Here is a 20,151-nt window from a genome sequence, read left to right on the forward strand (position 1 = left end):
AGCGTGCAGCGCGCCTTCGCCAGCAGCCTGTCCGGCGGCGTGCCCCCGGACCAGACGCTGCCGGAGTTGTGGGTCGATGACGAGGCCGACCATGCGCGCGCCGTCGTGCGGCTGCACGAGCTGCAACACCCGCGGCGCCAGCTGTGGGCCTGCCCGCAATGCCATGAAGTGATCGACGGGCCGTTCGAGCAGTGCTGGAACTGCGGCGCCGCGATGCCGACGGCATGACGGCGCTGCAACCGCGCATCGTCCTGATGCTCACGCTGCCGCCCCTGCTGTGGGCCGGCAACGCCGTCGTCGGCCGGCTGATGGTGGGCAGCGTGCCGCCGCTCGCGCTCAACGCCTTGCGCTGGGCGCTGGCCTTCGCACTGCTGTTGCCGCTGGGCTGGCGACTCTTCCGTCGGCCGGGCGACCTGGCCGAGCGCTGGCGCTACCTGGCGCCGCTCAGCCTGGTCGGCGTCGGCAGCTACAACGCGCTGCAGTACATGGCGGTGCGCACGTCGACGCCGATCAACGTGACGCTGATCGCGGCCAGCTCGCCGCTGTTCATGCTGGCCACCGGCGCGCTGTTCTACGGCGAGCCGCCGACACGGCGCCAGGGTGCCGGCGCGGTGCTGTCGCTGCTGGGCGTCGCGCTGGTGCTGTCGCACGGCCGGCCGTCCAGCCTGCTGCAATTGCACCTGGTGCCGGGCGACCTGCTGATGCTGCTGGCCACCGCGCTGTGGGCGGTCTACAGCTGGATGCTGGCGCGCCCGCCGGCCTCGATGCGCGACCCCGGGCGCCCGTCGTGGAGCGGCGCCGAGTTCCTGCTGGCGCAGGTGGGCTTCGGCGCGCTGTGGGCAGGGGCCGGCGCCGGCGCCGAGTTCGCGCTGACCGGCCAGCCGGTGCTGTGGTCGGGCGCGGTGTTCGCGGCGCTGGCCTACGTCGCCATCGGCCCGTCGATCGTCGCGTATTTCTGCTGGGGTGCGGGCGTCGCCGCGGTCGGGCCGGCCATCGCCGCCTTCTTCGCCAACCTGACGCCGGTGTTTGCCGCGCTGATGTCGGCGGCGATGCTGGGCGAAGGCCCGCAGTGGTACCACGTGGCCGCCTTCGCGCTGATCGCCGCGGGGATCGTCGTAACATCCCGCGCAGCGCCACGCCGGACACCATGACCCCAGCCGCCCCCGACGCAGTCCCCACCGCTCGCCGGAGCCCGTGGCAACTGCTGTACGGCGCGGCGGCGGTGCTGATCCTGCTGGTGGTCGGGCTCGACCAGTTCCTGGGCCTGCGGGTCAACGAGCGCTTTGCCGATTCGCTGGCCGCCGACCGCGGCTGGGCGGTGCGCTTCGACGCGCTGTCGGAACTGCGGCGCCTGGCCGGCGAGGTCGATGCGCCGGCGAACGACATCTTCGCGTCCGGCGACGTCGAGCGCGAACGCGTGCGGCTGCATGCGGCGCATGCCCGGTTCACCGAGGCGCTGGCCACCGCGCTGCAGCGCTTCCAGGGCCACCTGGAAGAGTCGGAGCGCGAGCTGATGCTGCAGGGCCTGCAGGGGGCCGGTGCGTCGGTGCAGCGCATGGTGGAGCAATCCGAGTTCACGCTGCAGCGCTATGCCGAGAAGCGCTTCGAGCCGGCGTCGCGCGCGATGGTCGAGGTGGACCGCAGCTATGCGCAGATGCAGGAAGAGCTGCGCGGCGTCGGCCGCGTGTCGCGCGCGGTGCAGAAGGCGCAGTTCGACGCGCTGGCGCGGTCGGTCACGCGCTACCGCTGGCTCGAGTTCGCCAGCGCCGTCGTCATCGCCGCCATCACGCTGGGCATGCTGGTGTACGGCTACCGCATCCGCCGGCGCATGGAGCATGCATCGGCCGACAAGGCGCAGCACCTGCGCGAGCTGCAGGCCGCGAAGGACGCGGCCGAGGCGGCCAGCCAGGCCAAGTCGCAGTTCCTGGCCAACATGAGCCACGAGATCCGCACGCCGATGAACGGCGTGCTGGGCATGACCGAGCTGCTGATGGGCACGACGCTGAACGACCAGCAGCGCCGCTTCGCCGACAGCGCGCACCGCTCGGGCCAGGCGCTGCTGGGCGTCATCAACGACATCCTCGATTTCTCGAAGATCGAGGCCGGCAAGTTCGAGGTCGAGTCGCTGCCGTTCAACCCTTGCGAGGTGGCCTACGACGTGGCCGAGCTGCTGGCGGTGCAGGCGCACGCGAAGGGGCTGGAGGTGATCTGCCAGATGGGTGCCGACCTGCCGCTGCGCGCGTACGGCGATGCGGCGCGGCTGCGCCAGGTGTTGATGAACCTGATGGGCAACGCGGTCAAGTTCACCGAGCGCGGCCACGTGATGATCTCGGTGACGCGGCTGCCGGCCAGCAGTGCGGCGCACAACCATGCGGCGCTGGTGGAGTTTGCGGTGTCGGATTCGGGGCCGGGCATCTCGACGGCCGACCAGGCGCGGGTGTTCGATGCCTTCACGCAGGCCGACAGCTCGCGCACGCGGCGCCACGGCGGAACCGGGCTGGGCCTCACGATCTCGAGCCAGCTGGTGGCGATGATGGGCGGCAAGCTGCAGCTGCACAGCGCGCCGGGCGAAGGCTCGCGCTTCTGGTTCTCGCTGCCGATGCGGCTGGTGCCCGACAACGCGGGCGCGCTGACCGACCGCGAGGCGGTGGCGCTGCACGGGCTGCAGGTGCTGATCGTCGACGACAACACGACCAACCTGGACATCCTGCGCCACCAGCTGAGCGCCTGGGGCCTGCGCGTGGACACCGCCGACAGCGGCGAGCAGGCGCTCGAAATGATGCGCAAGCGGCCGGTGGTGCACGACCTGGCGATCCTGGACGTGCACATGCCCGACATGGACGGGTTGTCGCTGACGCAGCGCATCCGGGCCAACCGGCAGCTCGACGGGCTGAAGATCGTGATGCTCAGCTCGCAGGGGCTGGACATGCCGGCGGTGAGCCTGACGCGGCTGGGCGTCGAGCGCTGGCTGTCGAAGCCGGTGCGCAAGCAGGAGCTGCGGCACGCGCTGATCGACCTGCTGGCGCACGAGCTGGTGCCCAGCGCCGCGGCGGTGACCGCGCCGGCCCCGGCGGCGGTGCCGATGCGCAGCGCGCGCATCCTGCTGGCCGAGGACCACCTGGTGAACCAGGAGGTGGCGGCGCAGATGCTGCGCATGGCCGGCTACGACGTGCAGGTGGTGGCCGACGGCCAGGCGGCGATCGACGCGGCGAGCAGCCACGCCTTCGACGTGGTGCTGATGGACTGCCTGATGCCGGTGATGGACGGCTTCGAGGCGACGGCGCGGCTGCGCGAGATCGAGCGGGTTGAAGGGGTCAGCGGCAGCGCGCGGTTGCCGATCGTCGCCCTCACCGCGAACGCGATGAAGGGCGACGTCGAGGCCTGCCTGGCGGCGGGGATGGATGACTACGTGGCCAAGCCGTTCACGAAGGAGCAGTTGGTGGCGGCGATCGAGCGGAGGTTGAAGGCGCGCTCGACCGCGCGCTCCAGCTGATGCCCGCGCATTTCGCGCATCACACCCGATGCCGCACCGGCGCCACGCTCCACGACACCGTCGGCTGGTCGATCATCGCGTGCACCCGCGAATGCCCCATCTCGTTCATCAGCCGCGCCATCGCGACGCGCCCGTGCGCGGCCGAATCCCAGATCAGCATGTCGACGACCGTGCCGTCGTTCCATTGGGCCAGCCGGCGCGAGCGGAACCCGGCCTGGCGCTTGAGCCACTCGTCGATCTCGACGTTGGCATCGATGAAGTCGTCGCAGGTGCAGTTGCTGAGCTTGAAGGTCGTGATCTCGATGGCTTCGGTCATGGGCTTCCTCCGGTGAACGGGTCGCATCATCCTGCAGCCCGGCGGGGGTGCGTTAGCCGAATCCTCCTGAGTTCATGCACGATCCTGCAAATCATGCACTCCCCCTGCAGGGCCTTGCAGCATCCTGGGGCAAGATCCAGGGCATGGTGTCACTCCCCGACCGCTACGCCGAGATCGCCTCGCTGATCGCCCGCCACGCCCCGGCCGACGGCCAGGCGAGCACCGCCATCGGCAACCTGTTCTTCGGCCGCTGCTCCACCCCCACGCAACCCCACCATGCCGCGCAATGGCCCTGCTTCGCGCTGCTGGCCCAGGGCGAGAAGATCCTGACGCTGGGCAGCGACGACTACACCTACGGCGTCGGCGACTACCTGGTGACCTCGGTGGACCTGCCGGTCGTCTCACGCGTCACCGTCGCGAGCGAGGCCGCGCCCAGCCTGGGCCTGGGCATGGCGATCGACGGCGTGCGGCTCACCGAGCTGCTGCGCCGCGTGCCCGCGCCGCCAGCCCAGGCCGCGGGCGACGGCCTGCGCGGCCTCACGGTGAACCGCGCCTCGGCGGAGCTGCTCGACGCGGTGATCCGCCTGCTGCGCCTGCTCGACCGCCCGCAGGACATCCCGGCCCTCGCCCCGCTGGTCGAGGAAGAGATCCTTTACCGCCTGCTCAGCGGCCCCGATGGCGGCCGCCTGCTGGCCATCGTGTCGGCCGACAGCCGCAGCCACCGCGTCGGCAAGGCGGTCGACTGGCTGCGCCACCACTTCGCCGAACCACTGCGCATCGAGGACCTGGCCTCGCACGTCGGCATGAGCGAATCCTCGCTGCACCACAACTTCAAGGCCGTCACCGCGCTGACGCCGATGCAGTACCAGAAGCAGTTGCGCCTGCACGAGGCGCGGCGGCTGATGATGGTCGAGCGCATCGGCGTCGCGACCGCCGGCCACCGCGTCGGCTACCAGAGCCCGTCGCAGTTCAGCCGCGAGTACGCGCGCTTGTACGGCCGGCCGCCGGCCCGCGACCTGGGCGCCCTGGCCGACCTGCAGCCTCAGGGCTTGTAGGGCAGCGACAGGTAGTAGCTGCCAAGCTCGGTGAGCCTGCCATCGGCCGCGAGCAGGCTGGTGAAGTGCACGTCATTGCTCCAGCGCCCGGTGAACCAGGCGTAGCGGAAGACGTCGGCCCGGTTCTCCAGCGTGGCCACCATGTCGGCCATCTGCGCCTTCTGCTTGGCCACCGTGTCGATCTGCGCGGAGCCGTCGCCGTTGTGCCAGTTGGCGAACTCGGTCACCCAGAACGGCTTGCCGTATTTCACCAGCCGATCGAGCTGGCCGGCCAGGCCGTAGTCGTACCAGTGGAAGGCGAGGTAGTCGATGCGCGGGTCGCGCTGGCCGTTGGCGGCACGGTAGGCGGTGTAGAACGCATCCATCCACACGACGGGATCGCCATAGTTGGGCATCGTGCCCCAGGTGATCGCGGGGCCGACGATCTTCACGCCGGTCTTGGCGGCCAGCGCCTCGATGCGGGGCCACAGCGCGGCGGCCGCGGATGGCGTCAGGTTGGACTGGTCGGTGAGGTTGGGCTCGTTGAGCACCAGCAGGTACCTGTACTGTGGGTTGGCCTTCAGCAGCGCCTCGATCTCGGCGTCGTTGAAGTTGCCGTTCCACAGCATCGGCACGAAATCCGTGCCGGCCGGCGGCGTCAGCTTCGGCCGCGGCGACCAGTTGTACCACCACGACACGCCGGGCGACAGCGCGTTCAGGTCGGCGGTCGTGGCCAAGTCGTACGCGATGCCGCGCTTGGCGCTCTTGCCACCGGGGTTGGCCGGCGGCGCATTGCCATCGGGCACCAGGCGCCATTGCTGGTTGTCGTTGCGCGTGCAATCCCACTGGTGCACGATGCCGCCGACCGCGGCGCTGAAGTCCGCGACGTCCAGGCACTTGCCGCTGTGGCGTGCCTTCAGTTCGAAGGCATCGCCGATGGCGCTCGCGGTGTAGCGCTGGTTCGCGCCGGCGTTGTCGGTGAACTGCTGCACGGCCGCGCCATTGGCGGTGGACGATGCGGCCACGCTGACCGACTTGCCGCTGCGCACGTTGGTCAGGCGCCAGGCACCGTCGCCCGAGGAGGCAACGTCGAAGCGCTGCGCATCGTCGGCCGCGCACACGGCCTGCAGCGGGCGCGCCCCGTCGGCGGTGCTCGCGCCTTCGATGCCCAGGCACAGCTGCGAACGCACCGAGCGTACGCTGTAGCGGCCCACCGCCGGGCCGGCCTTGCCGCCGCTTGCGACCGGATGCAACTGGAACAGCTGTGTCGCATCGTCCTTGCAGGTCAGTTGCTGCAGGCCGGTGCTGGCCGACGGCGTGATGCACTTGCCGCTGGCGGCGCTGACGAAGCTGAAGCGGTTGCCCTGCTGGCGCTTGATCGCGAAGCGCTGCGCGGGCGTGCCGTTGTCCTGCCATTGCTGAACCACCGCGCCATCGGCGCCCGAGGCGCCGGCCACGTCGACCGCACGGCCGCTGCTGGCCAGCAGCTTGTAACGACCGCTCGCATCCACGCTGACGCCGAAGGACTGTGCCGCGCCGGTGTTGCAATCGGCAAAGCGCAAGCGCGCGCCGTTCACGTTGTCGGCCGCGGCCTCGATGCACTGCCCGCTGGCCGCGTTGGCGATCACGTAGCGCTCGGCCGGCAGGGGCAGCGTGGTGTCGGACGACGGGGCGAAGGCCGCGGCATTCTCCGAAGGCATGCTCGCTGTCGGTGCTTCCGTCGTGCCGCCCTCCCCGCCGCCGCACGCCGCCAAGGTGCCGATCAGGCCGATCGCCGCGGCCACGCCGGCGGCTTTCCACGTCCAGTGAATCCCGCGCATCGTCCGTCCCCTTTTTCGCAGTTCGTCGCCTGCGTGGCGCAGTGTATGGAACTGGTTCCAGTTGGCAACGGCGGGGATGTGAGCAGGTGTGTAGCTGTCAGCCGCAGCGAAGATGCGATGATGGCCGGGATGTTTTCGAAAGGCAGTCGATGGAAACCTTGGACGACATGCGGCGCCGGCACCTGCTGACGATCGAGCAACATGCCGAGATCGGCGCCTGGGTCGCCAGCGCCAAGTCCCCGGAGGCCATCATGGCGATGCCGCCGCACCTGTGGCGGGCACTGTCGCTCGCCAGCGTGCTGATGAACGTCGATGCCGACCTGACGCAGGCGCCCACCCTGGGCGACGGCTGAGCCGCCGCGATCTCATTTACTTTGCCAGCGGCTCGCGCGCCTTGACGTCCCCCACCGCGTCGTAGACCAGGCGCGTGTCGAGCTTGCCGTCCATCTCCGAAAGCGAACCCGGCGGTGGCAAAAAACCGCTCGCCCTGAGCTTGTCGAAGGGTCGGACTGAGCTTGTCGAAGGCCCGTCGGGCGTGCGCAGGCACTCTCGGAGCGCTGCGGCCACAACCCTTCGACACGGGCCTTCGACAAGCTCAGTCCCTGCTCAGGGCGAACGGCTCGATCAGAACGTGCCGGGGTAGGCGCCGCCATCCAGCAGGATGTTCTGGCCCGTCAGGTAGCCGGCGTGCTGGCTGCACAGGAAGGCGCAGACCGCACCGAACTCCTCGGCGGTGCCGAAGCGCTGCGCCGGAATCGCCTTGCGGCGCAGATCCCAGGCGGCCTCCGCGTCCTGGCCGGCCTTCTGCGCGCCGGCGCGCACCGTGGTGCGCAAGCGGTCGGTGTCGAAGGCACCCGGCAGCAGGCCGTTGATCGTCACGTTCTTCGCCACCAGGTTGCTGCGCGCCAGCCCGGCAACGAAGCCGGTCAGGCCGCTGCGCGCGCCGTTCGACAGGCCCAGCACGTTGATCGGCGCCTTCACCGCGCCCGAGGTGATGTTGACCACGCGGCCGTAGCCGCGCCCGGCCATCGCGTCCACCGTCACCTTCATCAGCTCGATCGGCGTCAGCATGTTGGCGTCAAGCGCCTTGATCCACGCCTCGCGGTCCCAATCGCGAAAATCCCCCGGCGGCGGCCCGCCGGCGTTGTTGACCAGGATGTCGACCTGCGGGCACGCGGCCAGCGCGGCCTCGCGGCCGGACTGCGTCGTGATGTCGCCGGCCACGGTGCGCACCTGGCCGCGCTTGAGCGCGCGCAGCTCGGTGGCCGTCGCCTCCAGCGCCTCGGCGCCGCGCGCGGTGATCACCAGGTTCACGCCCTCGCGCGCCAGCGCCAGTGCGCAGCCCTTGCCCAGGCCCTTGCTGGCGGCACACACCAGCGCCCACTTGCCTTCGATTCCGAGATCCATCGCATTCCTTTCGAGGGTGACGACGGATTCTCGGCGAAGCCGCTATTTCAAGGCTTCGACCCGGTCATACAGCTCCTTCGGCCACGGCGCATCCGGCGCCGTCACGGCCTTCTGCACCGCTTGCATGAACGGCTTGCGGTCGACCTTCACGATGGTGCGCCCGGCCTTCTCGAAATCCGTCACCAGCCGGTTCTCGGATTCGAGGATGTCGCTGCTGGCGCGCGTCGACGCCTCCCACAGCACCTGCTCGAACAGCTTGCGGTCGTCCGCCGGCAGCTTGGCCCAGGTCGAGCCCGACACGATGGTCACCAGCGACTCTGTGATGTGCCCGGTCAGCATCGTGTACTTCTGCACTTCGTAGAACTTCTTCGCCTCGATGGTCGGCAGCGGGTTCTCCTGCGCGTCCACCGTGCCGTTCTGCAGCGCCAGGTACACCTCGGCAAAGGCGATCGGCGTCGGGTTCGCACCCACCGCGCGCGGGAACATCATGAACAGCGGCGCATCCGGCACGCGCAGCTTCATGCCCTTCATGTCCTCCGGCTTCAGCACCTGCTTGTTCGCGGTGAGGTGGCGCTGGCCATAGTAGGTGTAGCCGACGATGTGGTTGCCGCCGCTCTTGCTTTCGTAGCCGGCGGCCAGCTCCTTGAAGATCGCGCTGTTGCGGAAGCTCTGCCAGTGCGCGTAGTCGCGGAAGATGAACGGCCCCGACGCGATCGACAGCGGCGGATAGGCCCTTCCTGCGAACGCCATGCCGGTGTAGATGATGTCCACCGTGCCCAGCGTCAGCCCCTGGTTGATGTCGGTCTCCTTGCCCAGCGTCGAGGCCGGGAAGACGTCGATGGCGTACTTGCCGCCGCTGCGCTTCTTGATCTCGTCGGCCGCCCACAGCGCCTGCTTGTGGTACGGCTCGCTCGTCTCGTAGACATGGGCCCATTTCAACTGCGTCTGGGCCCAGGCCGCGCTGCCGCACAGCGAGGCCGCTGCCAGGGCTGCCAGGGCCGCCATCCGCTTCAGGGTGCTGCGCTTCATCGTCATCTCCTCATGGCTTGTTCAGGTTCAGCTTCGGGATCAGCGTCTTGAAGGTCTCGTGGTCGCGCGCGACCACGCTCTTGAATGCCGCCGCGTCGGCATAGGCATAGCCGAGGTTGAGCTTGTCCATCGCCTCGCGCAGCGCCGGCTCGGCCACCGTCTTCTGCGTCGCGGCGCGCAGCACGTCCACCACCTCGGGTGGCGTGCCCTTGGCCACGCCCAGGCCGCGCCAGGTGCCGATGCTCAGGTCGACGCCGCGCTCCTTCAGCGTCGGCACCTTCTCGAAGCCCTTCACGCGCTGGTCGGCCATCACCGCCAGCACCTTCAGCTTGCCGGCCTGCACATAGGTCGACACCTCGGCCGGGCTGACCGACACCGCGTCGATCTGCGAGCCCATCAGCGCCAGCACCGCCGGCCCCGCGCCCTGGTAGGGAACGTGCAGGAACTTCGCGCCGGTGCGGTCTTCGAGGGCGGCCGCCGCCAGGTGCCAGATCGAGCCGACGCCCGAGTTGCCGATGCGCAGGTCGCCCTTCTTCGCCGCGGCGATGAACTCCTCGTAGGTGTTCCACGGCGCATCGGCGCGCACCGTGATCGCGGCCGGGTCGGCATTGAGCTGCGCGATCGGGATGAAGTCCTCGTAGGTGAACTTGGCCAGGCCCAGGTGAGGCAGCGTCGCGATCTCCACCGTCATCACCGCAATGGTGTAGCCGTCGGGCTTGCCGTTGATCACGTAGCCCCAGCCGATGGCACCGCTCGCACCGGGCTTGTTGCTGACGTACATCGAGGCCGGCAGGTGCTTGCGCGAGGCTTCGGCGAAGGCACGCGCCAGCGCATCGGTGCCGCCGCCCGGCTGGTAGGGCACCAGCAGCTCGATCGGGTGGGTCGGGTAGTCGGCCGCACGCGCCGTCGAGGCGGTGAAGGCCGAGAAGCCGGCCAGCGGCAACAGGCAGGCGGCGGCCAGCATCAGCGCATGGCGCGCAGCATCGAAGCGAATCATCGTCGTTGTCTCCGTTGTAGAAATTCAGTCAGGACAGCAGCCGCGGCAGCCACAGCGAGATCGCCGGCACGAAGGTGACCAGCACCAGCGAGCCCAGCAAGGGCACCAGCCATGGCAGGATGGCCATCGTCGTGCGCTCGACCGACAGCTTGGCCACGCGCGCCAGCACGAACAGCACCAAGCCCATCGGCGGGTGCAGCAGGCCGATCATCAGGTTCAGCACCATCACCAGCCCGAAGTGCACCGGGTCGATGCCCAGGTGCTGCACGATGGGCAGCAGGATCGGCACGAGGATGGTGATGGCGGCCRTCGGCTCCAGGAAACAGCCGACGAACAGCATCAGCAGGTTGGCCAACAGCAGGAACTGCCACGGCTCGGTCGCGAAGGTCAGCACCCATTGCGCGATCAGCTCGGTGGTGCGCGTGGCGGTCAGCATCCAGCCGAAGATCGAGGCCGCGGCCACGATGAAGAGCACCGTCGACGAGGTCTCCACCGTGTCCATGCATGACTTGACCAGCGTCTTCAGGCTCAGCGTGCGGTACCACACCAGACCGAGGAACAACGCCCACACGCAGGCGGCGATGGCGCCCTCGGTGGCGGTGAACAGGCCCGTGGTCATGCCGCCGATCAGCAACACCGGCGTCATGATCGGCAGCACCGCATCGAAGCGGAAGACCTTGTCGGCCACCAGCAGCGCCGCCAGCGCCAGCACGGTGGCCAGCTGCATGTTCACGCCGGTGCCGGCCAGGCCCCACAGCACCAGCGGGAAGGCAATCACCACCGCCAGCTCGGCCAGCGCCTTCACGATGCGGCGCAGCTCGGGCTTCGTGTCGCGGCCCCAGCCGTTGCGGTGCGCGAACCAGGCCACCGTCAGCATCATCAGGAGCGCCATCACCGCGCCCGGCAGGATGCCGGCCAGGAACAGCTTGCCCACCGACACGTTGGCGAACATCGCGTAGATCACGAAGGGCAGCGACGGCGGGATGATCGGCCCGAGCGTGGCCGACGCCGCCGTCACGCCGACCGCGAACTCGGTGCTGTAGCCGTGGTCCTTCATGGCCTTGATCTCGATCGTGCCCAGCCCGGCCGCATCGGCGATGGCCGTGCCGCTCATGCCGGCGAAGATCACCGAACCGACGATGTTGACGTGCGCCAGCCCGCCCTTCAGCCAGCCCACCAGCGCCAGCGAGAAGTTGTAGATGCGCGTCGTGATGCCGCCCACGTTCATCAGGTTGCCGGCCAGGATGAAGAACGGCACGGCCAGCAGCGGGAAGCTGTCGATGCCGCCCACCATGCGGTGGATCACGACGAAGGGCGGCGGGTTGCCGCTGGCCAGCACGAACAGCAGCGCGGCGCCGGCCATCGCGATGGCGACCGGCACGCCGGCGCCCATGAAGAGCAGGAACACCAGCTTGAAGGCGGCCGTCATGGCGACGGGCCCTCGCCGGCCGCTTCGTCAGCGATCTCGGGCCTTTCGAGCACCGAGGCGCCGCGCTTCCAGTTGGCGCGGGCCACGCCGATCGCGCGCCAGGTCATCAAGGCGAAGCCCAGCAGCACCGCGCCGTAGACCAGTCCCATCGGCAAATCCACCACCGCCATGCGGCTGGCGCCGATGCGCCCGATCAGTTGCCAGGTCAGCACTGCGCAGCCGGCCAGGAAGACGATGCGCAGTGCATCGACGATCGTCGCCACCACCCGCATCGGCTTGTGCGGCAGCACGCGGTACAGGAAGTCGACCTGGATGTGGTTGTTCTTGCGCACGCCGATGGCCGCGCCGATGAAGACGGTGGCGACCAGGAAGTAGCGCGCGATCTCCTCGGTCCACGAGGCCGAGTCGTTCAGCGCGTAGCGCGTGAAGAACTGGTAGAAGACCGTCGCGCCCAGCAGCGCGAACAGCGTGAAGGCCAGCCAGTCCTCGACGCGGTAGGCGCGCAGGTCGACCTCGGCATCGTGCACCTCGAAGTGCGCGGCCTCGGCGGCCACGCTGGGCGGGTTGTCGGTGGCGGCAGGCAGCATCTAGTCCCCCGGCTTCCAGCCCGAGGCGAAGCGCACCTCGGCGTTCTTCATGTGCTTGCGCATCGCATCGCGCGCGGCGCGCGGGTCGCGCCCGGCCACGGCCTGCAGCAGCTCGCCGTGCTCCTCGACGGCCTGCTTCCACACCGCCTCGCCGGAGAAGTGCGACTCGAGCTGCGTGTACAGCGGCCCGGTGCGCGCCTCCCACAGCTGCTGCACCACCATCAGCAGCGCGCTGTTGCCGGACGCCTCGGCCAGGCACAGGTGGAAGCGCTCGTCGGCAGCCACGCCCTCGGGCGTGTGCGTGCTGTGGCGCTGCATGTCGTGCAGCGCGCTCTTCAGGCGCTGCAGGTGCTCGGGCGTCGCATGCGTCGCGGCCAGCGCCGCGGTCTCGGATTCGATGATCCAGCGCGCGCGGATCAGGTCGAACGGGCCCGGCGGCGTCGCATCGGCGCGATGCGGCACCGCGGCCGTCTTGCGCGCACAGACGAACACGCCGGCCCCGCCGCGCACCTCGACCAGGCCTTCGACCTCGAGCGCGATCAGCGCCTCGCGCACCGACGGCCGGCTCACGCCCAGCTGCTCCGACAGGTCGCGCTCCGACGGCAGCCGCGCGCCGACGCGGAACTCGCCCTTGTCGATCAGGCGGCTCAGCTGGTCGGCGATCTGCCGGTACAGCCGGCGGCTCTCGATGGTCTGGATGGGCATGAGGGTCGGCTGGCCGGAATTGGTCAGACCACTTGATCTTCTGTGAGCCCTCCCCGCGATCCAAGAGGGTTGGCCCTGTCAGGGAACTCCCTGACGCCAGTGCGGTTGTCAATTGGCCTGACCACTTGTCCAATGCAGCGATGGACTTGTTTCGGCTCGACGGCAAGGTGGCGCTGGTGACCGGCGCGAGCCGTGGCATCGGCCAGGCGATGGCCATCGCGCTGGCGCAGGCCGGGGCCGACGTGGCCGGTGCGGCGCAGGGCGACCAGGCCGACACGCAGGCCGCTGTCGAAGCCTGCGGGCGACGCTATCGCGCGCTGCGGGTCGACGTGTCGCAGCTCGCGGCACTGGCGCCGCTGGTCGGCGACGTGGTGCGCGAACTGGGCGCGCTGGACATCGTCGTCAACAACGCCGGCATCATCCGCCGCGGCCGCGCCATCGACTTCAGCGAGGCCGACTGGGACGCGGTGATGGACGTCAACCTGAAGGCCGCGTTCTTCCTCGCGCAGGCCGCGGCGCGGCAGTTCATCGCGCAGGGGCGCGGCGGCAAGGTGATCAACGTCGCGTCGATGCTGTCGTTCCAGGGCGGCGTGCGGGTCGCGTCGTACACGGCGGCCAAGAGCGGGTTGATGGGGCTGACGAAGCTGCTGGCCAACGAATGGGCGCCCCACGGCATCGGCGTGAACGCGATCGCGCCCGGCTACATCGCGACCGACAACACGCTGGTGCTGCGCCAGGACGCGCAGCGCAACGGCGAGATCCTGGCACGCATCCCGGCCGGGCGATGGGGACGGCCGGACGACCTGGCGGGTGCGACGGTGTTCCTCGCCGCGCCGGCGTCCGACTACATGCATGGCCACACGCTGGCGGTCGATGGCGGGTGGCTGGCACGCTGAAGAAGAAGCTCGACACGACGACGACAACAACGACGGAGACGACATGACACCGAGATCGATACTCGCGGCCGCCGCTTGCGCGCTGGCCGTGCACGGCGCTGCGCGCGCCGAGGATGCGCTGGACCTGAAGATCCGCAACGGCTGGGCCGTCGCGGTGCAGCAGGACGGCGTGGTCGCGCAGCGCAGCAACAAGAACTCGTTCCCCAAGGTGACCACCAGCGATGCGGCGCAGGCCTGGACCTATGCCGGCCCGGGCGAATGGACCAGCGGCTTCTTCGCGGCCAACCTGTGGCTGCTGCACGGCCAGTTCGCGGCCGACGGCTGGAACGGGCAGGCACAGGCCTGGCAGAACGGCATGGAGGGCCAGGACACCAACACCGGCACGCACGACGTCGGCTTCATGGTGTTCACGCCTTTCGGCAATGCGCACCGGCTGACCGGCGTCGACAGCTACCGGCAGGTGGCGCTGACCGCCGCCAACTCGCTGGGCCAGCGCTACAACGGCACGGTGGGCGCGGTGCGCTCGTGGGGCTCGATCGGCGACAACGCGAACTTCCAGGTGATCATGGACAACATGATGAACCTGGAGCTGCTGTTCTGGGCCAGCCAGCATGGCGGCTCGGCGGCGCAGTACGACCAGGCACGCAGCCATGCGCTGAAGACACGCGACAACCACGTGCGCGCCGACGGCAGCAGCTTCCACCTGGTCACCTACGACCCGGTGACGGGCGGCGTGAAGTCGCGCACCACGGTGCAGGGCTACAGCGACAGCTCCACCTGGGCGCGCGGCCAGGCCTGGGGCATCTACGGCTTCACGATGACGTACCGCTACACCGGCGAGACCACCTTCCGCGACACCGCGCGCAAGATGGCCGACTGGTACCTGGCGCACCTGCCGGCGGACAAGGTGCCTTACTGGGACTTCAACGACCCGGCGATCCCGAACGCGCCGCGCGACAGCTCGGCCGCAGCGATCGCGGCGGCGGGGCTGATCGAGCTGTCCCTGCTGGAGACCGACAGCGCGCGCGCCACGACCTACCGCAACGGGGCGCGCGCGGCGTTGAACGCGCTGCTGTCGGCGCCCTACCTCGCGACGCTGGCCTCGCCGTCGAACAGCCAGGCGGTGCTGCTGCAAAGCGCCTACAACCACCACAACGGCAACACGCTCTACAACCAGGGCACGGCCTGGGGCGACTACTACCTGCTCGAGGCGATGCAACGCTGGCGCCGCGCCGATCCGGGGCTTGCGGCGCTGCCGGTGGCGTCGGTCAGCGCGACCAGCGCGCAGGCGGGCAACCCGGCGACCAACGCGATCGACGGGAGCCTGGCGACGCGCTGGAGCGCCGAGGGGGATGGCCAGGCGATCACGCTGGACCTGGGGACGAGCAAGGCGATCCAGAAGGTGGGCGTGGCGTTCTACCTGGGCGACCAGCGCAGCGCGCGCTTCGACATTGCGACTTCGGACGGCAGTGCGTGGACGACACGCTGGCGCGGCATCTCCAGCGGGCAGACGGCGGCGAAGGAGTACTACGACATCGCCGACGTGACGGCGCGGTATGTGCGGATCACGGGCCATGGCAGCACGGCGAGCTTGTGGAACAGCGTCACGGAGCTGTCGGTGCATTGACACGATACCGTTCGCCCTGAGCAGGGACTGAGCGCGTCGAAGGCCCGTGTCGAAGGGTGCAGCCGAAGCGCGCCGGCGGTGCCTCGTGCATCCACCAGGGCTTCGACAGGCTCAGCCCGAACGGGGTGCTTGGCCCGGGTTACCGGCGTCGCGTCTTCGCGGCCGGCGCCTCGCTGCCGCCTTGCTGCAGCCCTTCGGCCATGCCGATCAGCACGCCGCTGACCAGCGCCGAATAGCTGTCGACCAGCGCCTGCGCCGTCTTCAGCCCGAGCGCCCGGCTGTCGCGCAGCGCGGTCTGGGCTTGCCCGACCAGTTGCTCGACGGCAGTCGACGCCTGCGCCCCGGTGTCGGTGCCCTTCAGCTTCATCGTCTCGAGCACCTGGCTCCAAGCGCCCTGCAGCGGCTCGGTCGCCGAGCCGGCCGCCTTGCTGACCGTCGCGAAGAAGACGTCCTCCATCTTCTCCAGGTCGCCCAAGGCGCCCTTCAGCTGCTTCTCCTGCAGGCCCACCCCCTGGTCGACGAACTGCTGCAAGGCCTTGCGGTGCGCCTCCACCGCCTGCAGCAGCGCCGCGTCCATGCCGGCGAAGGCCTTGCCGAGCAGCGCCTCGGGGTCGATCGACGGCGACACGTTCTCCGCCAGCCCGGTGGACGCCGCCTTGGTCACCGTCTTGACCACGCCGCGGATGTTCTGCAGCGTCAGCTCGCGCCCCTGCAGCGCCTTCAGGGTCGCGTCGCCGACCGCCTTGCGCAAGGCCTCGCCCTGCTTGGCGCTGGCCTGCGAGAACATGGTGATCAGTGCATCCTGGTCGATCCCTGACTTGCTCATTCGCTTCTCCTCGGGTGAATGCCGGAATCCGGCGCCCGGCAAGGGTATCCAACTGTTTTCATCCAGGGAACCCCGCCAGCCCTGATAATGTCGGACCGCCGCGGCCGCGGCCCTCCCCGGGAGGCACGGCCCGGTGTCCTTTCCCTCCTGGCGCGCAACCCGCGTCCGCAACCCCCTGATCCATGGCCAAAGACCAAGTCAAAAACTCGATCGATGCCGAAGGCCTGCGTTATCGCACCAAGGCCCCGGGCTCTCCGTTTGCGTCTGCCGGCGTGTTCAGCGCCGCCACCATGTCGTGCTTCCTGTGCGGCAAGCACCGTGCGCGCACTTCGCTGAAGTCGCGCAAGCTTCTCGGCAAGACCCAGTTCGTCTGCGCGCCTTCCTGCAAGGAAGCAGAAGAAGCCTGAGCCTCGTAGCCCGGATGCCAATCCGGGCTACCGTGCTCTCGCCAGCAACCAGATGCCGGCCAGCACCAGCACGGTGCCGGCGGCGACCCACCCGGTGAACGGCTCGCCGAGGATCACCACGCCCATCAGGATCGTGGACAAGGGCCCGACCATGCCGGTCTGGGCCGCCATCGTCGCGCCGATGCGCTCGATGGCCATCATCACCATCAGCACCGGCGCAAAGGTGCACAGTGTCGCGTTCAGCACCGACAGCCAGATCACCTCGGGTGCCACCAGCGCCGCCGACATCGGCCGCAGCAGCACGAACTGGCCGATGCAGAACACGCAGGCCACCGTGGTGGCCAGGCCGGTGAGCCGCAGCGCCCCCAGGCGCTTGACCTCTTCGCCGCTGTACGCCAGGTACAGCGCATAGCTCACTGCGCTGCCGAACACCAGCGCCGCACCCAGTGCCACGTGCGCGCCGGCAAGATTGATCTCGTGGCCGAACACCAGCAGCACGCCGGCATAGCTGACGCCCAGCGCCATCAGCTGGCGCCGGTTGACGGTCTTGCGGAACAGCACGACACCGAGGAACAGCACCAGCGTCGGGTTCAGGTACAGGATCAGCCGCTCCAGGCTCGCGCTGATGTACTGCAGGCCGGCGAAGTCGAGGAAGCTCGCCAGGTAGTAGCCGCTGAAGCCCAGGCCCAGCACGACGATCCAGTCGCGCCGCGTCAGTGCCGGCTTGCCGCGCCCCGCCCACCACGACAGCAGCAGGAACAGCGGCAGCGCGAACAGCATGCGGTACATGATGAGCGTCACCGCATCGATGTCGTGCCGGTAGGCCAGCTTGACGATGATGGCCTTGCCGGAGAACGCGATCGCGCCGAGCGTCGCGAGCAGCAGGCCGGGCCAGTGGCGTGGGGGTGTGGCGGCGTCTGCCGAGGGAACCACTGAAGGACTGCTCATCGCGGCGATTCTACGGAGCCGTCCCATCCCGGATTGGCATCCGGGCTACAACTTGAACGACCCCACCGCGCGCGACAACATCGTCGCCTGGTCCTTCAGGCTCTCGGTCGCCGCCGTCGATTCCTCGACCAGCGCCGCGTTCTGCTGCGTCATGTGGTCCAGCTGCGTGATCGCCTGGTTGACCTGGCCGATGCCCTCGCTCTGCTCGCCGGCGGCCGCGCTGATCTCGCCGATGATGTCCGTCACGCGGCGCACCGAGCTGACGATCTCCTGCATCGTCGAGCCGGCCTCCACCACCAGGCGCGTGCCCGACTCCACCTTGCCGACGCTGTCGCCGATCAGGCTCTTGATCTCGCGCGCCGCCTGCGCGCTGCGCTGCGCCAGGCTGCGCACTTCGCCGGCCACCACCGCGAAGCCGCGGCCCTGTTCGCCGGCGCGCGCCGCTTCGACCGCGGCATTCAGCGCCAGGATGTTGGTCTGGAACGCGATGCCGTCGATCACGCCGATGATGTCGGCGATCTTCTTCGACGAACCGGCGATCGCCTCCATCGTGCTGACCACGTCGGCCACCACCGCGCCACCGCGCGTCGCGACGCCCGAGGCCGACAGCGCCAGCTGGTTGGCCTGGCGCGCCGCGTCGGCGCTCTGGCGCACCGTCACCGTCAGCTGCTCGACGCTGGACGCCGTCTGCTGCAGGCTGGACGCCGTCTGCTCGGTGCGCGCCGACAGGTCGAGGTTGCCGGCCGCGATCTCGGTGCTGGCCGTCGTGATGGATTCGCTGACCGTCTGCACGCTCGCCACCAGCTCGGCCAGCTTGCCCTGCATCGCGCCCAGGTCGGCCACCAGCGCCTGCACCTCGTCCTCGCCCGCCGAGAGCGGGGGCGCCGTGCTCAGGTCGCCCGCCGCCACGCGTTCGGCCATGCGCGAGGCATCGCGTAGCGGGCTGACGATCGAGCGCGACAGCGCCCACGCGCAGCCGCCGCTCACCAGCAACCCGAGGCCGATGCCGATCGCCAGCATCGTGATGCCCTCGCGCTCGCTGCGCGCCGCGGCGGCACGCGCCTCCTCGACACGCTGCGCCTGGTAGGCCGCCAGGTCGTCGACGGCCTTCGCATAGGCATCGGCTGCCGGCCGCAGCCGGTTGCCGATGTCGTCGCCCGAGATCCTGTCGCCCGCCGCCTTGCGCTTGACCAGCTCGTCGCGCACGCCGCGGAACCGGCTGCCCGCCTCGTCGATCACGGCGAACAGCTCCTTGGTCCTGTCGGTGTCGGCCAGTTGCTCCAGCGCCTTGCGCACCACCTCGGAGCGCGCCGAGGTCAGCTTGCGGTCGGCCGTGATGCGCGCCGCGTAGTCGGCATCGTCGATCTGCAGCAGCGTCTCGGCGCGCGTCGAGCTCAGCACGACGATCGCGTGCAGCTCGCGCGCCAGCAAGGCGCGCTGCGACGAGGCACCGCCCAGGTCGTTGGCGATGTCCTGCAACCGGTCCAGGCGCCAGATGCCGATGCCGGCCGCCAGCGAGGTCACCAGCATCACCAGCCCAAAGGCCAGCGCCAGCCGCGGGGCCAGCCGCAGGCGTGCAAAGAGAGAAGTCATTTCGGGAGTCCTTGAGGCGTACCGCACGGGGAACTTGTCCAGCTATCGGACAAACCGCGGCGAACTTGAGGGTTTTCCCGAGGTTCTACGCCGGGTCGGGCGGCCGGCGCTCCAGGTGCCAGTTGCTGCCGGTGCGCTGAAAGCCCAGCGCCTCGTACAGGCCGATCGCGACGTAGTCCGGATCGGCCAGGATGACCAGCGAGGCCAGGCCCATGGCCTCGAAGCCGTGCCGGCAGACCGCATGGATCAGCGCCGAGCACAGCCCGCGCCGGCGCCATTCCGGGTGCGTCGAGACGTACTGGAAGCGCCCGAGCGCGCCCGGCCCGAAGCCGTCGCGGAACAGCCCGCAATCGGCCACCAGCCGCTCGCGGCGCGAGTCGTTGCCCTCGGTGCCCGGCTGTGCGAAGACGCCGAACCAGTGCCCCAGGCCCGCGCGCTCGAGCGTGCTGTAGCGCAGCATCTGCCGCTCGCGGAAGACGCGGTAGCCGACCGGCTCGTGGCCATCGATGTCGGCCGCCACCTGCAGCTCGGCCGCGATGCCGGCCTCGTCGGGCAGGCGCAGCGGGCGGATGCGGTAGCCGTCGCCGATGTCCCGTCGCGCCGAGCGCAGCCCGTCGCGCGTCATCGTCAACACGGTGCTGCTGTAGGCCCGCAGCCCGAGCGCCCCAAAATCCGGCGGCATCACCAAGGCATCCCGGGTGTCGACGCCGAACGCCAGGTGCCGCGACTCGGGCTGCCGCTGCGCGATCTCGGCGTCGAAGGCGGCCAGCCACGGGGCGGCGTCACCGTCGCGCGGCGCGTGATCGAACAGCAGGCAGTTGCCCCACCAGAAGGTCGGGTTGTGCGGCGTGCGCACCAGGATGTAGCCGGGCCGCTCGACGACCTCGGCATCGAAGCGCGGGAAGATCAGGTGGCTGCGCCAGCCGAGGGACAGGCGGTCGACGGACGGCATGGGCACAGTGTCGCATCGCCCGCTCCTTGCTAGCATGCGCCCCAGCGCCCGGACGAGGCGTGGCACGACAGCAGAAGGACACCGC

General features: G+C 69.7%; 20 protein-coding genes. 8 read left to right on the top strand and 12 right to left on the bottom strand.

Annotated elements, in window-relative coordinates; all coding sequences use genetic code 11:
• The 3 genes from AC1DYN_RS15200 to AC1DYN_RS15210 form a co-directional block, all read left to right on the top strand.
• The coding region (locus tag AC1DYN_RS15200) for a DUF2007 domain-containing protein (protein WP_477960905.1) at positions 1-228 on the top strand (228 nt) is incomplete at its 5' end.
• Positions 225-1,151, top strand: coding sequence for a DMT family transporter (locus AC1DYN_RS15205; protein WP_477960907.1), 927 nt, complete (start codon positions 225-227; stop codon positions 1,149-1,151). The genes AC1DYN_RS15200 and AC1DYN_RS15205, both read left to right, overlap by 4 nt.
• Complete coding sequence (locus AC1DYN_RS15210; RefSeq protein WP_477960909.1) at positions 1,148-3,493, top strand: hybrid sensor histidine kinase/response regulator; 2,346 nt, start codon at positions 1,148-1,150, stop codon at positions 3,491-3,493. The genes AC1DYN_RS15205 and AC1DYN_RS15210 overlap by 4 nt, the downstream gene beginning before the upstream one ends.
• Positions 3,494-3,512: 19 nt before the next feature.
• On the opposite strand, the gene AC1DYN_RS15215 is transcribed toward AC1DYN_RS15210, so the two are convergent.
• Positions 3,513-3,809 (bottom strand): hypothetical protein, encoded by a 297-nt coding sequence (locus tag AC1DYN_RS15215; RefSeq protein WP_477960911.1) that lies wholly within the window; start codon positions 3,807-3,809, stop codon positions 3,513-3,515.
• A 143-nt stretch (positions 3,810-3,952) separates the two neighbouring features.
• On the opposite strand from AC1DYN_RS15215, the gene AC1DYN_RS15220 reads away from it, so the two are divergent.
• On the top strand, positions 3,953-4,864 hold the full coding sequence (locus tag AC1DYN_RS15220; protein ID WP_477960913.1) for an AraC family transcriptional regulator: 912 nt from the start codon (positions 3,953-3,955) through the stop codon (positions 4,862-4,864).
• Here the strand turns inward: AC1DYN_RS15220 and AC1DYN_RS15225 are convergent.
• A complete protein-coding gene (locus tag AC1DYN_RS15225; RefSeq protein ID WP_477960915.1) occupies positions 4,852-6,663 on the bottom strand; it encodes a glycosyl hydrolase in 1,812 nt (603 codons plus the stop codon). The two genes, AC1DYN_RS15220 and AC1DYN_RS15225, sit on opposite strands and share 13 nt — an antisense overlap.
• A 149-nt stretch (positions 6,664-6,812) precedes the next feature.
• On the opposite strand from AC1DYN_RS15225, the gene AC1DYN_RS15230 reads away from it, so the two are divergent.
• Positions 6,813-7,016, top strand: coding sequence for a hypothetical protein (locus AC1DYN_RS15230; protein ID WP_477960917.1), 204 nt, complete (start codon positions 6,813-6,815; stop codon positions 7,014-7,016).
• A gap of 271 nt (positions 7,017-7,287) precedes the next feature.
• On the opposite strand, the gene AC1DYN_RS15235 is transcribed toward AC1DYN_RS15230, so the two are convergent.
• Genes AC1DYN_RS15235 through AC1DYN_RS15260 form a run of 6 tightly spaced genes read right to left on the bottom strand, consistent with a single transcriptional unit; the run spans position 7,288 to position 12,817 of the window.
• Complete coding sequence (locus AC1DYN_RS15235) at positions 7,288-8,070, bottom strand: SDR family oxidoreductase (protein WP_477960919.1); 783 nt, start codon at positions 8,068-8,070, stop codon at positions 7,288-7,290.
• A gap of 42 nt (positions 8,071-8,112) precedes the next feature.
• Positions 8,113-9,099 carry a sialic acid TRAP transporter substrate-binding protein SiaP gene (locus AC1DYN_RS15240; protein ID WP_477960921.1) on the bottom strand — a complete coding sequence of 329 codons (987 nt, stop codon included), beginning with the start codon at positions 9,097-9,099 and terminating at the stop codon, positions 8,113-8,115.
• Between the two features lie 10 nt (positions 9,100-9,109).
• Entirely contained in the window at positions 9,110-10,096 is a 987-nt protein-coding gene (locus AC1DYN_RS15245; protein WP_477960923.1) for a tripartite tricarboxylate transporter substrate binding protein, read from the bottom strand.
• 28 nt (positions 10,097-10,124) lie between these two features.
• The gene (locus AC1DYN_RS15250) at positions 10,125-11,525 is read right to left on the bottom strand and encodes a TRAP transporter large permease (RefSeq protein ID WP_477960926.1); all 1,401 of its coding nucleotides are present in this window, start codon (positions 11,523-11,525) and stop codon (positions 10,125-10,127) included.
• Complete coding sequence (locus AC1DYN_RS15255; protein ID WP_477960928.1) at positions 11,522-12,112, bottom strand: TRAP transporter small permease; 591 nt, start codon at positions 12,110-12,112, stop codon at positions 11,522-11,524. The genes AC1DYN_RS15250 and AC1DYN_RS15255 overlap by 4 nt, the downstream gene beginning before the upstream one ends.
• The gene (locus AC1DYN_RS15260) at positions 12,113-12,817 is read right to left on the bottom strand and encodes a FadR/GntR family transcriptional regulator (protein WP_477960930.1); all 705 of its coding nucleotides are present in this window, start codon (positions 12,815-12,817) and stop codon (positions 12,113-12,115) included. It lies immediately after the preceding gene.
• A 140-nt stretch (positions 12,818-12,957) separates the two neighbouring features.
• Here AC1DYN_RS15260 and kduD point away from each other — a divergent pair, with 140 nt between their 5' ends.
• Together kduD and AC1DYN_RS15270 are read left to right on the top strand one after the other, a co-directional pair.
• A complete protein-coding gene (gene kduD, locus AC1DYN_RS15265) occupies positions 12,958-13,713 on the top strand; it encodes a 2-dehydro-3-deoxy-D-gluconate 5-dehydrogenase KduD (protein ID WP_477960932.1) in 756 nt (251 codons plus the stop codon).
• A gap of 43 nt (positions 13,714-13,756) precedes the next feature.
• Positions 13,757-15,340: a discoidin domain-containing protein gene (locus AC1DYN_RS15270; RefSeq protein ID WP_477960934.1), complete on the top strand. Its 1,584-nt coding sequence runs from the start codon at positions 13,757-13,759 to the stop codon at positions 15,338-15,340.
• A 139-nt stretch (positions 15,341-15,479) separates the two neighbouring features.
• On the opposite strand, the gene AC1DYN_RS15275 is transcribed toward AC1DYN_RS15270, so the two are convergent.
• Positions 15,480-16,166, bottom strand: a complete 687-nt coding sequence (locus AC1DYN_RS15275; protein WP_477960936.1) for a DUF6781 family protein — start codon at positions 16,164-16,166, stop codon at positions 15,480-15,482.
• Between the two features lie 182 nt (positions 16,167-16,348).
• On the opposite strand from AC1DYN_RS15275, the gene AC1DYN_RS15280 reads away from it, so the two are divergent.
• Positions 16,349-16,573: a hypothetical protein gene (locus AC1DYN_RS15280; protein ID WP_477960938.1), complete on the top strand. Its 225-nt coding sequence runs from the start codon at positions 16,349-16,351 to the stop codon at positions 16,571-16,573.
• A 27-nt stretch (positions 16,574-16,600) separates the two neighbouring features.
• Here the strand turns inward: AC1DYN_RS15280 and AC1DYN_RS15285 are convergent, their stop codons facing one another.
• The 3 genes from AC1DYN_RS15285 to AC1DYN_RS15295 form a co-directional block, all read right to left on the bottom strand.
• Positions 16,601-17,521, bottom strand: coding sequence for a DMT family transporter (locus AC1DYN_RS15285; RefSeq protein WP_477960940.1), 921 nt, complete (start codon positions 17,519-17,521; stop codon positions 16,601-16,603).
• 45 nt (positions 17,522-17,566) lie between these two features.
• On the bottom strand, positions 17,567-19,114 hold the full coding sequence (locus AC1DYN_RS15290; protein WP_477960942.1) for a methyl-accepting chemotaxis protein: 1,548 nt from the start codon (positions 19,112-19,114) through the stop codon (positions 17,567-17,569).
• A gap of 85 nt (positions 19,115-19,199) precedes the next feature.
• Positions 19,200-20,066, bottom strand: coding sequence for a GNAT family N-acetyltransferase (locus tag AC1DYN_RS15295; protein ID WP_477960944.1), 867 nt, complete (start codon positions 20,064-20,066; stop codon positions 19,200-19,202).
• Between the last annotated feature and the right edge of the window lie 85 nt (positions 20,067-20,151).

The organism is Rhizobacter sp. P2_D12 (genome assembly GCF_056404395.1).

Bases quoted from the DNA above. Each gene is read 5' to 3' on its own strand.
- AC1DYN_RS15205 (WP_477960907.1), top strand. From the start codon at position 225: ATGACGGCGCTGCAACCGCGCATCGTCCTGATGCTCACGCTGCCGCCC.
- AC1DYN_RS15210 (WP_477960909.1), top strand. From the start codon at position 1,148: ATGACCCCAGCCGCCCCCGACGCAGTCCCCACCGCTCGCCGGAGCCCG.
- AC1DYN_RS15215 (WP_477960911.1), bottom strand. From the start codon at position 3,809: ATGACCGAAGCCATCGAGATCACGACCTTCAAGCTCAGCAACTGCACC.
- AC1DYN_RS15220 (WP_477960913.1), top strand. From the start codon at position 3,953: ATGGTGTCACTCCCCGACCGCTACGCCGAGATCGCCTCGCTGATCGCC.
- AC1DYN_RS15225 (WP_477960915.1), bottom strand. From the start codon at position 6,663: ATGCGCGGGATTCACTGGACGTGGAAAGCCGCCGGCGTGGCCGCGGCG.
- AC1DYN_RS15230 (WP_477960917.1), top strand. From the start codon at position 6,813: ATGGAAACCTTGGACGACATGCGGCGCCGGCACCTGCTGACGATCGAG.
- AC1DYN_RS15235 (WP_477960919.1), bottom strand. From the start codon at position 8,070: ATGGATCTCGGAATCGAAGGCAAGTGGGCGCTGGTGTGTGCCGCCAGC.
- AC1DYN_RS15240 (WP_477960921.1), bottom strand. From the start codon at position 9,099: ATGAAGCGCAGCACCCTGAAGCGGATGGCGGCCCTGGCAGCCCTGGCA.
- AC1DYN_RS15245 (WP_477960923.1), bottom strand. From the start codon at position 10,096: ATGATTCGCTTCGATGCTGCGCGCCATGCGCTGATGCTGGCCGCCGCC.
- AC1DYN_RS15255 (WP_477960928.1), bottom strand. From the start codon at position 12,112: ATGCTGCCTGCCGCCACCGACAACCCGCCCAGCGTGGCCGCCGAGGCC.
- AC1DYN_RS15260 (WP_477960930.1), bottom strand. From the start codon at position 12,817: ATGCCCATCCAGACCATCGAGAGCCGCCGGCTGTACCGGCAGATCGCC.
- kduD (WP_477960932.1), top strand. From the start codon at position 12,958: ATGGACTTGTTTCGGCTCGACGGCAAGGTGGCGCTGGTGACCGGCGCG.
- AC1DYN_RS15270 (WP_477960934.1), top strand. From the start codon at position 13,757: ATGACACCGAGATCGATACTCGCGGCCGCCGCTTGCGCGCTGGCCGTG.
- AC1DYN_RS15275 (WP_477960936.1), bottom strand. From the start codon at position 16,166: ATGAGCAAGTCAGGGATCGACCAGGATGCACTGATCACCATGTTCTCG.
- AC1DYN_RS15280 (WP_477960938.1), top strand. From the start codon at position 16,349: ATGGCCAAAGACCAAGTCAAAAACTCGATCGATGCCGAAGGCCTGCGT.
- AC1DYN_RS15285 (WP_477960940.1), bottom strand. From the start codon at position 17,521: ATGAGCAGTCCTTCAGTGGTTCCCTCGGCAGACGCCGCCACACCCCCA.
- AC1DYN_RS15290 (WP_477960942.1), bottom strand. From the start codon at position 19,114: ATGACTTCTCTCTTTGCACGCCTGCGGCTGGCCCCGCGGCTGGCGCTG.
- AC1DYN_RS15295 (WP_477960944.1), bottom strand. From the start codon at position 20,066: ATGCCGTCCGTCGACCGCCTGTCCCTCGGCTGGCGCAGCCACCTGATC.